13 protein-coding genes, 1 other RNA gene and 2 riboswitches are annotated in these 14222 nt (G+C 35.2%); of the genes, 2 read left to right on the top strand and 12 right to left on the bottom strand.

The features are described from left to right. Positions 1–200 precede the first annotated feature (200 nt). The 10 genes from tenA to KHA87_RS05745 all read right to left on the bottom strand — a co-directional run bounded on the left by tenA (position 201) and on the right by KHA87_RS05745 (position 10384). Entirely contained in the window at positions 201–872 is a 672-nt protein-coding gene (tenA, locus tag KHA87_RS05785) for a thiaminase II (protein ID WP_213093143.1), read from the bottom strand. Positions 873–880: 8 nt separating this feature from the next. Next, positions 881–1396, bottom strand: a complete 516-nt coding sequence (gene thiW, locus KHA87_RS05780; RefSeq protein WP_213093142.1) for an energy coupling factor transporter S component ThiW — start codon at positions 1394–1396, stop codon at positions 881–883. Between the two features lie 78 nt (positions 1397–1474). Continuing rightward, a riboswitch (TPP riboswitch) is annotated at positions 1475–1580 on the bottom strand. Between the two features lie 80 nt (positions 1581–1660). Further along, a riboswitch (TPP riboswitch) is annotated at positions 1661–1763 on the bottom strand. A gap of 334 nt (positions 1764–2097) precedes the next feature. Continuing rightward, positions 2098–2294, bottom strand: a non-coding RNA gene (gene ssrS / locus KHA87_RS05775) — 6S RNA. 56 nt (positions 2295–2350) lie between these two features. Next, a complete protein-coding gene (locus tag KHA87_RS05770; RefSeq protein WP_213093140.1) occupies positions 2351–3562 on the bottom strand; it encodes an MFS transporter in 1212 nt (403 codons plus the stop codon). Between the two features lie 807 nt (positions 3563–4369). Beyond that, positions 4370–5665, bottom strand: coding sequence for an IS110 family RNA-guided transposase (locus tag KHA87_RS05765; RefSeq protein WP_213092402.1), 1296 nt, complete (start codon positions 5663–5665; stop codon positions 4370–4372). A 367-nt stretch (positions 5666–6032) separates the two neighbouring features. Further along, positions 6033–6617 carry a GNAT family N-acetyltransferase gene (locus tag KHA87_RS05760; protein WP_213093139.1) on the bottom strand — a complete coding sequence of 195 codons (585 nt, stop codon included), beginning with the start codon at positions 6615–6617 and terminating at the stop codon, positions 6033–6035. 242 nt (positions 6618–6859) lie between these two features. Beyond that, the gene (locus tag KHA87_RS05755) at positions 6860–8284 is read right to left on the bottom strand and encodes an MFS transporter (RefSeq protein WP_213093138.1); all 1425 of its coding nucleotides are present in this window, start codon (positions 8282–8284) and stop codon (positions 6860–6862) included. A gap of 185 nt (positions 8285–8469) precedes the next feature. Next, complete coding sequence (locus KHA87_RS05750; RefSeq protein ID WP_213093137.1) at positions 8470–9051, bottom strand: TetR/AcrR family transcriptional regulator; 582 nt, start codon at positions 9049–9051, stop codon at positions 8470–8472. A gap of 397 nt (positions 9052–9448) precedes the next feature. Then, positions 9449–9955 carry a CBO0543 family protein gene (locus tag KHA87_RS22570; protein WP_481748336.1) on the bottom strand — a complete coding sequence of 169 codons (507 nt, stop codon included), beginning with the start codon at positions 9953–9955 and terminating at the stop codon, positions 9449–9451. Positions 9956–10225: 270 nt separating this feature from the next. Beyond that, on the bottom strand, positions 10226–10384 hold the full coding sequence (locus KHA87_RS05745) for a DUF3934 domain-containing protein (RefSeq protein ID WP_213093136.1): 159 nt from the start codon (positions 10382–10384) through the stop codon (positions 10226–10228). Positions 10385–11086: 702 nt separating this feature from the next. On the opposite strand from KHA87_RS05745, the gene KHA87_RS05740 reads away from it, so the two are divergent. Next, on the top strand, positions 11087–11287 hold the full coding sequence (locus KHA87_RS05740; protein WP_213093134.1) for a cold-shock protein: 201 nt from the start codon (positions 11087–11089) through the stop codon (positions 11285–11287). Between the two features lie 1041 nt (positions 11288–12328). Next, complete coding sequence (locus KHA87_RS05735) at positions 12329–12799, top strand: low molecular weight protein-tyrosine-phosphatase (protein ID WP_213093133.1); 471 nt, start codon at positions 12329–12331, stop codon at positions 12797–12799. A gap of 37 nt (positions 12800–12836) precedes the next feature. Here the strand turns inward: KHA87_RS05735 and KHA87_RS05730 are convergent, their stop codons facing one another. Next, positions 12837–13280: a DUF1801 domain-containing protein gene (locus KHA87_RS05730; protein WP_213093132.1), complete on the bottom strand. Its 444-nt coding sequence runs from the start codon at positions 13278–13280 to the stop codon at positions 12837–12839. Between the two features lie 224 nt (positions 13281–13504). Continuing rightward, positions 13505–13837 carry an antibiotic biosynthesis monooxygenase family protein gene (locus KHA87_RS05725; RefSeq protein ID WP_213094255.1) on the bottom strand — a complete coding sequence of 111 codons (333 nt, stop codon included), beginning with the start codon at positions 13835–13837 and terminating at the stop codon, positions 13505–13507. Between the last annotated feature and the right edge of the window lie 385 nt (positions 13838–14222).

Here is a 14222-nt window from a genome sequence, read left to right as displayed (position 1 = left end):
TTATGAAAGACATTTTGACTATATTCCTACCTTATTTTGTCTTTCATACCCCTTATGAAAGACATTTTGGCTATAATTCTACCTTATTTTGTCCTTCATACACTTGATGAAGGACATCTTTACCACCATAACACTACCTTATTTTGTCCTTCATACCCCAAATGAAATACATCTTGGCCATTATTGTCAATTTACCCTTTCTACAACGGCCAATCCAGACCTTTATATAGCATTTCCCAGAATAAGTATTCAAATTTTGAAGTAATTTGAAAATGCTTTTCTAAATTGGCTAATTCCGCTTCTGGCTTCCCCTCTGTCAGCTCATCCAACATTTTAATAAGCGATTGTGCGATAGAACCAAATTCATCTGAAGAATACGTCTCTATCCAAATTTTATATGGATTCCCCTCTAGCATATGTCCATACTGATTTTTAAGGAGCTTACCAATTTCCCAGTAGTCCCAAGCACATGGAAGTATGCAAGTGATAATCTCTGCAAGCGTTCCATTTTGAGCTACATGAAGCATATAGCTTGTATAAGCAAGATTATTTGGTGTTGGTTCTGTTTGTTCTAAGTCACTTTCGTTCACGCCGAATTGACTGGCATATTCACGATGAACATTCATTTCAAAATGAAGAATATTATGTAACAGCTTGGAGAAATGGGTCATTGCTTCCAGGGTGTTCGCTTTATGAACGCCAATGGCATATAGCTTTGCGTATTCTATTAAATAGATATAATCTTGTTTCATATATTCTTTAAACAAGCTTTTCGGAAGGGTTCCAATTCCAATTCCCTGTACAAACGGGTGCTCGTGATTTCTTTTCCAAATTGGCTCCACATTATTAAATAAACGTTTGCTAAAAGTCATTTTTCCACCTACCCTTTATAGATACTGTTCTTACTAATCATTGCTTGCATCGCCTGATTTTTAAGCAAAAGCTTCAATACAAGCAATCCAATAAGTGCTCCCCCGCATGAACTAATGATAAACATCGGAATAAACCCAAAAACCGCCGCCTTTTGCCCAAGTAATAATGTTGCAATAGGATAACAGCAAATTGCACCAATGATCCCTGTACCTACTACCTCCCCAGTAAATGCCCAGAAAAGTTTCTTTGTTTTCATAAATAATACGGCTGATAAGAATGCTCCAATTATGCTACCGGGAAAGGCGAAAATAGAACCAGTCCCTGCCATGTTTCGAATAAGGGAAACAATAAATGCCTGGGCAACGGAATATATTGGTCCTAATAGTACCGCTGTTAGTACGTTTGCAAGATGCTGGATTGGAAATATCCTCGCAAACTCTACGGGAATATACACCATATTACTTGTAAGTGTAGTGATCGCAATAATCACGCTGGTTAATGTCATTTTTTTCACTTTACTCATCTGTTCATTCCTCCTTTTTGATTGTATAAAAAAACCGCCTTCATAATAGAAAACGGTTGAAGAATCCATAACCAATCCATGGACAAATCACCGCTTCCCTACGCCAGTACAACCTGGATCAGGTCCAAAGGGTTTCTATCCTTACGATTTCTCTCAGCCATAATTGGCTCCCCCAGCAGATAACATAGTATTAAATTCCTAAATAAAAAACCCGTCACTTATCATAAGGACGGGTTACTATTACATTCCAAAGAATCATTATCTTCATCATAACAGCCACTTCCTTACGCCAGCATCAACTGGATCAAGTTCAAAGGGTCCGGATGCAATTCCGTCTCAGTCCATTCGGACTCCCCTAGTGAAATTATTCATTTATATACACATATTAACACATGTTTTAATAAAAGAAAGAAGAAATTTTTTATATGAGCAAAATAACCATCGGTGATAAGGTAATAAGGAATCTTTTTGAACGTTGCTTTAAAAATTCAGTTGGTAATTGTTCACTTATCTTCTTTACCTGTACATCTCTCATACGGAAACCACCCCTTTCCCCTTTTTATATCAGGTAAAGTTTTTTGGCTTAATGCAACTTTTTTAATATATATTATACAAAATGCTTACTTATGTTCTTGTTGCTAAAATATTTATTTATACATAAAAAAACAGCCCTTCAAAAGGACTGTTTCAGATGTTTAGTATGTAGAGCCGCCTTTGCCGTAATGTAAATATAAGAAAGTTTTAAACCACCACTCCTCAAAGTGGGTGTTCGCAGAAACGTTTCTGTCTGTCCTCCAAGTCCTATAGACAGAGGCTTGCCATTCCGGTTTCAATAAAAACTCCCTATTACAGCTCAAAGGTTAAAACTTTATTATGATTACGAACAACGCAGCTTGTAGAATTATATTACCCAAATCAAAAGAAAAAATCAAATATAAAATTTACCAATTATAATTACACTCGGTAGGAAGAAACTCCAAGCTTCTTTTTCGCAATTATTGCCAAACGTATAGATAAAACAACAGCCAGTAAGGAAAAAATAACAATCATTCCTACTACACCAACCCAGCCGTAACTACTGTAAAACGTTCCTCCAGCTGTACCACCTATACTTGAACCAGTATAGTAAAAAAATAAATAAAGTGCAGATGCTTGGGCTTTGTCATGAGTTGCTAGCTTCCCCACCCAGCCGCTTGCAATCGAATGGCCAGCAAAAAAGCCAAATGTAAAGATGGAGATACCTAATATTTTGAACCATAAATTATTGTTAAGCGTAATACAAGCTCCCAGTAGCAAAATCGCAAGTGAAACCTGAAGAATTTTCCTTCTCCCATGTTTATCAGCGAGCATTCCCATCCAAGTCGAGCTAAAGGTTCCGACCAAATATACAACAAAAATAAAGCCTACTAACGTTTGACTCAATGAATATGGAGGGGTAATTAATTGAAAGCCTATATAATTATAAAGCGAAACAAAGCTTCCCATTAAAAGAAAACCAATACCAAATAAATAAATCAAGCCGGGTTCTGTAAATTGGCTTAACAGTGATTTTCCAAGCTTCCCTATTTCAAATTTTCGCGGTTGAAAATGGGTAGATCTTGGTAAAGTAAACCAGAATAACAGACTTGCCAAAAGACTAATAATTCCTATCACAACAAGGGCAATACGCCAGCTATAAAAATCTGTCATAATCCCGCTGATAATTCTTCCACCCATTCCACCAATTGAATTCCCGCTAATATATAATCCCATAGCCATGCCCAAGCTTTTTGGCTCTATTTCCTCTCCTAAGTACGCCATGGCAATGGCAGGAAGCCCCCCTAATACAATTCCCTGTAGGATTCTTAATAAAAGTAATAGATGGAAACTCGGACTAAGTGCGGTCAATACTGCTAAAATGGATGATGCAACTAGCGAGATGGTCATAACCGGCTTACGTCCATAAACTTCCGATAATGAACCGGTTAGCAGCATACTTACTGCTAATGCAATAGTGGTTGAGGATAAGGTCAAACTGGAGACTGCGGGAGAAATATGATATTGCTTTGCAATTTCGGGCAGCAATGGCTGTGTGCTCCAGAGAATAGCAAATGTGTTAAAACCACCCGCAAACAAGGCTAAATTTGCCTTTTTAAAGCTTGTGGTTCCACGTTTTATATAGCTCATGATGTGTGCCGGCTCCTTTGTTGACCTATAATATATTTTCTACGCTTTATTATCATACTCTTATTGAGAAAGAACTACAAAAAAACGAACAGTCTAATTTTAACGAGTTTGGTTATCATGTACAAAATAATAAGAAACTGTATATATGCATCCTTTAGTTTAGTGTAATCATTAGCATAATATTTTTTTGTTGAGTATAAGGAAAAAATATTGACACTATACTGTTATTAACAGCATGCTTTGACTGGGAGTTATTAAGCTTCTCACTTAAATATTGAAATTATACAAGCACTGCAAACAGTATTAACATCTGTTCGCAGTTTTGTTTTAATATTCATTTTTAGAATGTGTAGCGTATGATTTTTCGCGTTAGTTATTCAACTAACCTCCCTCAATAAAAGAAGCGAAAACACCGATTTACTCATGTTTTCTTAGAATTTCATAGTTGTTTACCTATCGGTAAATGCCTTTATAGCTGGAGAATCTTCACTTGAAAGGATATTTTTGGACTGAGTAAGAAAAAAGAGCTATAACCCACTAACCAGTTCCTAGCAGAAAATGGTAGATGAGTAAAAATATAGCCGCACTGGTGGATGTCCACATTTACTCATGGAGGTCAACCCTCCCATGCCTCACAGAGTCTTCGCTCTCAAATTCCTTCGTCCAACCTTTCCATGAGGTGGATGTCAGCCATGCTGCCCCACAGGGTCCAAGCCCGTAATTTAGTTGCTTTGCCGACTAATCCGTGCTTCATATGTCTCCAAATCTATAAAAACAGAACTACTACTTATCTAAACTAAACCAAAGTTAGGCTGCTATTTCCGTCTTCTCTATTACTGCCATATGAGGGATGTCTATTAACATCTTTTCTTCACTAAATTCAAATTGCTTTTTACCAATGCTAAAGAAGATACGAATCAGTTTATTACACAAAGCGATCAAGGACTGCATCTTCTTTAATGGATTTTCCTGACGTTGAGTATAGTACGCATGCAATGCCTTAAATGCGGAATTCTTGGCGACGAGAATCATACAAACCCTGAATAACAAGGCCCTAAGTTTCTTCCGCCCTCTTTTTGTGATGGTCGTTTTTCCTTTGTGCTTACCGGATGTATTTTCTTTTAAGCTTAAGCCGGCCAGCTTGATAATTTGCCGGGGATGATTGTATTCGCCTAAATCCCCCACTTCCGCGAAGAAGCCGGCAATTGTATCCCTGCCCACACCTTTTATCGCTAACATTTGTTGAACACCTGGTATTTCATCAAGTAGGCCGTCTATTTTTGTATCTAATTCTTCGAATTGTAACTGGATTAATTCATACTTAGCCAGAATGGTTTTCAGCTCTAGCCTGGCCATTTCAGCACCTTGTCGAAGTCCGATGGACTTACTTGCTGCCTGTTTTAACTCCCTGATCTTGTTTAGTCCTACACTCCGAGTTACCGAGAGTCTTAAATGGACGAGCAATTCTTCTTCGGTGAATTCAGCTATCTCGTGGGGAAAGGCATAAAGCTTTAAGAATTGTAATGCTGCCTTGCCTTCCCACTTTTTAAACACTTTTAGGAATTCAGGAAAGTACCGGTCAATCCAGTTGTGCACTTGACCTTGAACTGTTTGAAGGTCTTCAGTTAAAAGATCGCGTATTTTCTTTGCCACACGGAGTTCCGCATAAACACCTTGCGGTATCGTAGGTTCGGCGTATCTTCCGTCCTTGACCAACTGAGCTATGACTTTGGCATCTTTCACATCATTCTTGGTAGGTGAGTTATCATCCAGCTCCTTACTTTTCTTGACGTGCAAGGGGTTTACTGCGACAAACTTAATCCCGTTTTCTTTTAAAATATGTGCTAGGTTGAACCAATAGTGGCCTGTTGGCTCCATGCCAACTATCACTTTATCCATACTTTGTTCTTTTTTAATAGCGGAAATCCACTGAAGAAAATGCTCAAATCCTTCATGTGCATTTTCAAAATAACAAGGTGAACCAAACTCTAATCCCCTATAGTCCTGGGCACGTGCCACATGCTTGAATTTCGCAATATCAACTCCTATAATAAGAGTTTGAGAAGTTATTTGAGCTATCTTCTTATTCTGGTTATAATTCATTTTAAAGCCTCCTGGTTTTTGAGAGATTTGTCCTATTTGCTGGCCAGCGTCAGGACTCTCTCATTCTACCAAGAGGTTATTTTTATGTTCAAACTCCATTTTCTTTCATTACAGGAATGCTGCCTCGTTTCTTCAATAGGAAGAGGGCATTCCTTTATGTTAAAGGAATGCCCTTGATAGTTAAGTATAATATTTCAAAATAAAAAAACCTTATTTTTAACTCGCCTCTAAGAAATCAGATTTTTACACCATTAATTTTAATCCGAAGTCTTTGAAATCATTAATATATGATTCAGCAAAAGAATGTTCTTCCTTTTTTATATTGGTCATAATGATAGGCTCTCACTTAAATTCCACGTCCAATAAGCTAATTAATGACCCTATTATTCTTTCTTTTTTCAGAATTTAAATATTCCTCTTTTAATATAGAGTAATGTGCAGTATCTGTTAGGGCACCTTTTACCATTTGGTCTTTACGATGAGTGCCTTCATATGTCATACCTAAACGGCTCAATACTTTTCCTGAAGCACCATTCCTTACATCATGTCCCGCATACACTCGGTCTAAACCTAGTGTATGAAAGGCTAATTCGAGTATTAATTTCCCTGCTTCTGTCATGTAGCCCTTACCCCAAAAATGACTATTCAATGTAAAGCCTAGTTCTCCACTATTATTCCATTCATGTATTCTAAACTCAAATGTCCCAATCATTTTGTTGCTCTCTTTTAACACGATTGCATACATACCGATTGGTTCTTTCATATAATAGTTTGCTATCATTTTCTTCGTTTGGTTTACATCTGTATGTTGGTCATAAATGTAACGTGTAGTTTCTTCATCAGATGTATACTCATACATATCATCAACATCATCAAGTGAAACCGGACGTAATTTGATACGCTCCCCTTCCATTTGATTATGCTTAATCATTAAAAACCTGATATTACTCATTCCAACAACTCCTGTTTTATTACTTTATAAGATTTCAACTCTTTTCTGACTCTTCCAACTATTATAGCAGAATAAGAATTATTTAGCTTCTTTTGGGGCAAAAATCATTTCCATATATACAAAAGGTTTCTTCTTAAGCTAACCTGCCATCATGAACTTTTTTAAGTTTTTATGGGATAATGTTGACAAACTATTAACTGGTTTTAATATTAAGGTTAGGTGTATAAGCTAGAATTAATAGCCTATTTATCTAATGATTTATATGTAACCGTTGAAGAAGCTTTCCTTTGTCTTAAAGTAAATGCTACTAATAGTCCCATCAAGGCAATTACAGCTTCCATAATCAGTGCCAGATTGACAGCATCGGTCAATAAAACGCTTCCCATTTCTTCTAATGATCCACTGGTATTAAAGACAGCTGAGACTATTGCCATAACAACAGCCAACCCTACTGCAGAACCAATTTGTTGACCTGTATTTATAATAGCAGATGCAACCCCTTGTTCTTTCATTTCAATACCTAAACTAGCAGCAATATACATTGTAGTAAATACAAATGATTGACCGAAGCCTACAACAATAGTACCTATTATCATTGCCCAAATAGACCCATGCACAGTTAATTGGGTAAGAATTATAAATCCTAGAGCTCCAAGTCCCATTCCAGTGCCCATTGTACCAGGAATCCCTATTGAATTAATCATTTTGTTAATAAACTTCGAACCCAATAAAACACTAAGTGTTAAAGGAAGGAAGCTTACTCCTGATTGAACGGCAGAGAAATGCATTACTTGTTGCGTGTACAGAGTCAAAAAGTAGTAAAGTGTTCCAAAAGATGCAGCAAACAATGCTGCACTGATAGTAGCGCTGACTAAAGTACGTTTGCGAATCAAACTAGATGGAATTAATGGGTTGCTCGAACGTTTTTCAATAATGACAAACAATACTAGTAAACAAAATCCTATAATCCCAGGAATGATTGTTGATTGATTTGTCCAGCCCTGAACTGGGGATTGAATTAGATAATAAACTACTAAAATCATTCCTGCTGTCACTGAAATCGTTCCAGATACATCATAATGACGCGTAGTTAACGTTACTTTACTTTCTTGAAGAGCAAATGGAGCCAATATAAGAACTAGAACTGCAATGGGTACATTTACTAAGAAAATTGCTTCCCATCCCAAATAATTTGTTAACACTCCACCTAGCAATAAACCAAGTGATAAACCTACTCCTCCCATTGCTGACCATACCGCCATTGCACGGTTTCGTTCTTTTCCTTCCTCAAAATTTGACATAATCAATGATAAGGTTGCCGGAGATAGTAATGCCCCACCTAGTCCTTGAATTCCTCTTGCTATAATAAGCATCGTATCAGAATTTGCTAAACCACCAAGTAAAGATCCTAAACCGAATAATGCGGTTGCTATTATAAACATTTTTCTTCTTCCCACTAAATCCGACAATCTTCCTCCAATAAGTAATAATCCCCCATAAACTAGAGAAAATGCACTTACTACCCATTGCAACGAATTTGCAGAAAAGCCTAATCCTTCAGCAATAGATGGTAAACCAACAAAAACAATCGTGTAATCGAGTGCTAATATCAACTGAGATACAGCTAATAGAGTTAGAGCTAACCCCTTAGATTTATTTACTTTCATTCAATATATCTTCCCTTCTTTTCAGACCAAACAGTCTACAATATATAATAAAAAACATCCTTTTTAGACCAAACGGTCTATAATTTAAATAAAAAAAGTATTAAAAACAATCTACCTAAAATAGTTTTTGGACTAAATAGTCAAAAATATTCAAAAGAGAATGAAGCCTTTTCATAAGCTCCACTTTATTCTAATGCCGAGAGAATAACAGAAACAAAAACATCTAATTCACTAGGATCCGATGATAACTTAGCTATCTGAGTCAATGAATATCTTGAGTAATTTAGATAATTAGCCAAAGCAACTATATCTTTTTGCATCTCAATTTCACCTTGTTCTTGAGCCCGTACCAATGCTTTATAGAAAGCTTCATCTAAACGTTTTAGATCTTTATTGAAAAACTCTGCGATTTCCGGATCATGAGGTATTTGAGCAATAGCACTATCCATAATAAAGCACTCTTTACGTTTTACATCATCCTTTAAGACGTTTATTCCCTCATAAAAAATTTCACTAATAGCTACTTTTACTGATCCAGAGCTCCCCAATTTCGATATAACAGTAGCACTTTTTTCATTTATATAATGTGTTACTGCAGAAATAAACAAATCCCTTTTCGTCCCATATGTGTCGTATAAACTTTGGCGTGCTATTCCTAAACCATCTAGTAAATTTTGCAGTGAAGTACCTTCATAGCCATAATGTCCGAAAATTTCCATGGATTTACGTAGCACAATAGATGGATCAAATTCTTTATTTCTTGCCAAATGCTTCCCCACCCCCTTTCTGAAAAATATATTAACCTTTTTGGACTGATTAGTCAATAAAAATTCCTATTCGTACTTAATAATACAATTTTAGACTACATAAGCTTGAATTCAGATTTTTAGAGAATTAAAAGGAATAGAGTCTTATTTTTGGTGTGAGATGATGCAGACTTAGGATTACTACTTATACGTTTGATGGTTGGATTTGTATTTCTGTTTTATGGTACGCATATTAACTCCCCCTTTTTTAAGTTCATGAAATCATATGTGACAAAAGAATGTTATTTTCTTGTTGTACTAAACTTCCCTTTTAGTCGAATAAAAAAAGCCACCAAATTGGCAGCTGGATCTTCAACTCTTGCCCCCTAAAGTTGAATAAGAAAACATAGTCACTTCATTACCGAAATTGGTACCTTAAAATTAATAACAGTACGGTGGTTGCTAATTTAGACAATCCATATGTCAACAATGGTTTCTTGTAGTGAAGTCGTAACATATAAAATATTAGTATATAAAAAATATAATTCACTATAAGATTCCAACCATGATGGTTAGTTACTTCTCTAAATATTTTTAAACTCAAAATTTCCAGCAATAAAAGAAATAACGACCAGAAGGAAATCCACAAAAATTGAAATTTTCGTTTCATGGGGAAATTCCCCAAATAAATTAAAACAATAGATGGATAAGAAATAAACATTACAAAAATATTGAATAAAGTGTGGTTTGGGAAGATGAAAGATGGTTCGTATTCCCACATTATGAAGTTATAGCAAAGAAAATTATAAAGTAAGTCAAAAGTAATAAAATATAATATGGTGGACTGATATTTATTCCAGTTTTTCCAATCCCCCCACCACCATGCAACAATAGCCTGAATTGTTACCACTAAAAATAAGAACATATATTCAATGCTCATTCCAATTTTTTGTTTTTATTCTGTCACTCATGAAAAAGGAATATTCTTCTTTTGAAGTTTTAAAAAAAACTGTTGAGATAATTCATGGTTTTAATAAATAGGTCAATCACAATAAGGCATGATTTCTTATTAAACTATCCTGTCCCGTAAACTCAAAAAGAAAAAAGCTCCCTAAACAGGCAGCCGTTAATCTGCTCATAGGTAGCTCGTATGCTGTATTTATTCCACAATCATCTAAATATTGGATAAGAGACCTTAACTATTGCTCGTGGTGTCATTTGTAGAAACTTTTTTTGTACCTTTACTTTTATATGGTTTTGCACTCTTTTTTTTGTTTGTACTCGCTTGCCAACGATTCCACCCCTTCTTGTCTGTTCCTCTCCCTGTACCGCCTTTTCCTTTAGCTTTACTCATAAAATCACTCCATTATTATTCTAAGTTGATTTACCTAACGAGTTTGTTTTAGTCATTTCACTCGGTTATTAACCAATTATCTTGCAATAAACAATATCCTACCACACCTCCCCATACGAATGTGAAAAAAAGTCCAATAATGGTTATTGTCACTTAAATTCTGAATTAACAATTTCTCCTATAGAATGCTGGATGATTATATGCCCGCTATTTTTTCTATGATTAAGGAGTATCCTGAAATATATTTAAAGGGTCCAATTACTTTTTCTCCTAAAAGCTCTAAAACAATTTTCCGGCTGCTCCATTGATTTAAATTATTTTCATTTGTGAAAGAACAATCAATGGCACAAATAACTCGACTACTTCCTTGTAAATAATATCTCAAATACTTTCAAACATTATTTACACTCCCTAAAAGGGGTAAACCATTTTTTCTATTCCTACAAGCTTCTACGATGTTATAATTCCAACCGCAATTTTCGCTAACCTATCCAAATATCCCTTAAGTACAAGTACATATTAATAAAAAAATACAATTCAAGCCCCAAGAGTTTGCATGTTTTTCGATTTTCTGTTATGATAGGAAGTGAATTATTTTTGTTCGGTGTAAAGGATAGTATAAGTGTCGACTTTTCGTCTTGATGATCACTTTGGGCAAGGATAGTAATACATTGTGTGGTAACACACTAGGAGGAAACAATAATGGAACAAGGTACAGTTAAATGGTTTAATTCAGAAAAAGGTTTTGGTTTTATCGAGCGTGCTAATGGAGGCGACGTATTCGTACACTTCTCAGCTATCCAAAGTGAAGGTTTCAAATCTTTAGACGAAGGTCAAAAAGTAACATTTGATGTTGAGCAAGGACCTCGTGGAGAGCAAGCAGCTAACGTTCAAAAAGCTTAATCTGGATATTGCTTATGAAAACAGGCCCTATTTATAGAGCCTGTTTTTTTATCTATTTCTTGATTATTCTCAAATAAAAAAACCTACCCAACGATCGAGTAGGAATCTAAAAACAGGTACTGTAAAATGATTCTAGCTTTAAAGGTTCATCTTAGTATAACATATTGATTAACAATTTACAGAGCTTTCATTCACTATTCAAAAATAAATTTGAAAGTATCTGTATTCCTATTGAGGAAACCTACCCCTTTATCACACAACAAGACAATCAGACTAACAATCGCTCCTTATAGTTTAAAAAAATCTATTTCCTTATTTTAAAAAATGTTCGTACTATGTACGTTAAGTCCACTTCTACTCCTTTGATATCCCTCCTATGTACTTCACCATTTATTCGTTAAAAAGATTTCCCTTTTGAAAAAAATTCTTAAGAAGTTCCGTTTCATTGACCGATATACTATTCTTTAAATCTTTCGTTCTCAAAACAAACTCTTTTACCCCTATAAATTCTGATTCAGCAATCAAGTAAAATTGGGTTCCTTTTTTATATCCATTAAATTTCCTTTTAAGTGTATATAACTTCATGGATTACCTCAATTGTAAATTAAAATGATTTTTGTTTATATTTTTAGGATCTCTTCATAAACTTTGTGGCGCTCTGTATGCTCTTGAGCCAAAAAAAGTTCGAAAAACAACAATCATTGCAATTCAGCTTTTTTTATATAGAGAATTATACCATTAATAATAGCTGTGGAATCGTAACCTTCCTACAAATATACTGCTTGTTTAGTTTCAACAAGAAAAATGTCTTATTCATATAGAAGCAATACCACCTCATAATTCAATCACCAATTAATTCTCCAAGATATTGGCTCTTTCTCAAAACCGGCTACTAGTTTGTCCATATTATCTAATAAAACATGGATAAAATACGTACGCGGTTCCAAATTTCTATGTAGTACATATTTTGTAATGACGAATAAGGTGTTCTGTACATGGAATAGTGTTTGTGAAAATAAGATAAAAAAAGGAGTAAATAACATGATTAGCGTTTTGTTTGTATGCCTGGGGAATATTTGCCGTTCACCGATGGCTGAAGCTTTGTTTCGTGACATGGTCATGCAAGAAAATTTAAATGACATAATCTTAGTCGATTCCGCTGCAACTAGTTCTTGGCAAATCGGCTTACCTCCTCACAAAGGAACACTCGATATTCTAAAGAAATACAATATCTCTTCAAAGGGGCTTGTGGGACGCCCACTAATCAAAGAAGACTTTGAGAAGTTCGACTACATTATAGGTATGGACAAGAGTAACATCAAAAATATTTATAGTATAACTGGCAAACCTAATCATCCAAAGATCATTAGGTTGCTAGACCTGACCAATGACAGGAAAGATATACCCGATCCATTTTACACCGGCGACTTTGAAGAAACATATAGTCTTATTTCAGCAGGGTGTCGGGCATTACTCCAGAAAATATGTAGGGAAGAAAAATTATACTTTTGAATTAATCTCCCCCGTAGGCAATGGTTGGCATTACTTTCTAGGAAATTGTCACTTCTATCCACTTAGTTATTACTTCTGTAAGTTTTTTTTCCTTAGCTTTCACATCATTCATATCCGTAAATTTAACTATAGCTCTGTCACCAGCAACCCATTCCAATATACCTGTAGTATCATCAAATAGATATCCCTGCCCAATAGCATCTTTTTTCTTTGCTCCACAATGAAAGATAAGCCGAAAAAATCCTTTTCCATGTAGATTAAATGTTATCCTGTCTTCGTTTCCAACTTGAAAACTGGGAGCATTCCATTTTATGTGTTCATTAATTTGTTTATTAGCACTTAAAATGATTTTTCTAACTTCCCCTATTTCTTCTTTCAGGGGGTGTTCAAGATTGTCCATAAATTCTGCTACTTGTTGTTCCACGGACGATTTCTTTGACTTTTTGGCCGATTGATCAACTGGTATATGATTTTTTATCATAACTTTTTCACTCCTTCCATTTTACTTCTTTTCAAAAAAGCCTTGTACACTATTGTTGACAAAATACATTAAGTTCCTTCTTTAACAATCCTGACCCTTAGTTAAATATGAAGAAAGCCCCTTCAAGAGGGGCATTTTATTTTTCTTCAACTAAATCAGCCATTACTTCAATAAGAAAAAACATTACCGTTGTTTCGGTTATACACCCGTTATCATAATATGATTCACATTTCAAATGAGTATGCCTTCTCAACCTTACAGACCCTAACAGTGTAGTTTTTATACCATTCTTCTTTCCCTTTTTCTTGTGCAAATTTATGGGATGAATTTTCTTTCCAATTCCTTATTGCATCTAAGGACTCCCAATATGAAACAGTAATACCCAATCCACTATCTCTTGCACTTTCTATGCCTAAAAATCCTTGTTGTTGTGAAGCCATTTCCTCCAATCTTTCTGCCATTTTGCTATAACCTCTATCGCCCTCCGTTCGTTGCGAAGTAAATACCACTGCGTAATAGGGTGGTGGTGGTAGAGGAGTTTTTGAATGTCCGCACATATTTAATACCTCCATAAAGGATTTTACTTCTTCAGAATATATCATAACTTTTAATATTGTATGAATATTTTTTCTCGAACTTTATTACCCCTATAGAACAATATTAAGGTGGTTAACTCTTGAATCAAGGATATATTTCACCTCATTTTTATCATTTAACGATTAAGGCCACCTTTAGTACAAAAATAGGTTTCTATTAGGTTAACTATCCTTCCTAACTTACTTCATTAGATCCTTTAATTTTCAATTGGATTTGAGTCAATATCTTGGACACAAAAAAGTTAAGTCTTTGTGATTATTAAGATGTAAGCTGTTTGTATCGTGCTAGTTTGACATGGAGCCTCTGCGGGTATGACTTTCCAGCCAATAAGCCAGCTTTCATAAA

It is taken from the genome of Bacillus sp. FJAT-49736, from assembly GCF_018343615.1.
In the GTDB taxonomy this organism is placed as follows: Bacteria; Bacillota; Bacilli; order Bacillales; family Bacillaceae_C; genus Margalitia.
Note: the sequence above shows the minus strand (reverse complement) of the source record. Positions and strands in the feature narration are given on the sequence as shown.

What these genes read in the sequence shown, in the direction of transcription:
- KHA87_RS05765 (WP_213092402.1), bottom strand. Translation starts at nt 5,665, where the DNA reads ATGAATTATAACCAGAATAAGAAGATAGCTCAAATAACTTCTCAAACT.
- KHA87_RS05730 (WP_213093132.1), bottom strand. Translation starts at nt 13,280, where the DNA reads ATGATAAAAAATCATATACCAGTTGATCAATCGGCCAAAAAGTCAAAG.
- thiW (WP_213093142.1), bottom strand. Translation starts at nt 1,396, where the DNA reads ATGAGTAAAGTGAAAAAAATGACATTAACCAGCGTGATTATTGCGATC.
- KHA87_RS05770 (WP_213093140.1), bottom strand. Translation starts at nt 3,562, where the DNA reads ATGAGCTATATAAAACGTGGAACCACAAGCTTTAAAAAGGCAAATTTA.
- KHA87_RS05760 (WP_213093139.1), bottom strand. Translation starts at nt 6,617, where the DNA reads ATGAGTAATATCAGGTTTTTAATGATTAAGCATAATCAAATGGAAGGG.
- KHA87_RS05740 (WP_213093134.1), top strand. Translation starts at nt 11,087, where the DNA reads ATGGAACAAGGTACAGTTAAATGGTTTAATTCAGAAAAAGGTTTTGGT.
- KHA87_RS05745 (WP_213093136.1), bottom strand. Translation starts at nt 10,384, where the DNA reads ATGAGTAAAGCTAAAGGAAAAGGCGGTACAGGGAGAGGAACAGACAAG.
- KHA87_RS05755 (WP_213093138.1), bottom strand. Translation starts at nt 8,284, where the DNA reads ATGAAAGTAAATAAATCTAAGGGGTTAGCTCTAACTCTATTAGCTGTA.
- KHA87_RS05725 (WP_213094255.1), bottom strand. Translation starts at nt 13,837, where the DNA reads ATGTGCGGACATTCAAAAACTCCTCTACCACCACCACCCTATTACGCA.
- KHA87_RS05735 (WP_213093133.1), top strand. Translation starts at nt 12,329, where the DNA reads ATGATTAGCGTTTTGTTTGTATGCCTGGGGAATATTTGCCGTTCACCG.
- KHA87_RS22570 (WP_481748336.1), bottom strand. Translation starts at nt 9,955, where the DNA reads ATGTTCTTATTTTTAGTGGTAACAATTCAGGCTATTGTTGCATGGTGG.
- tenA (WP_213093143.1), bottom strand. Translation starts at nt 872, where the DNA reads ATGACTTTTAGCAAACGTTTATTTAATAATGTGGAGCCAATTTGGAAA.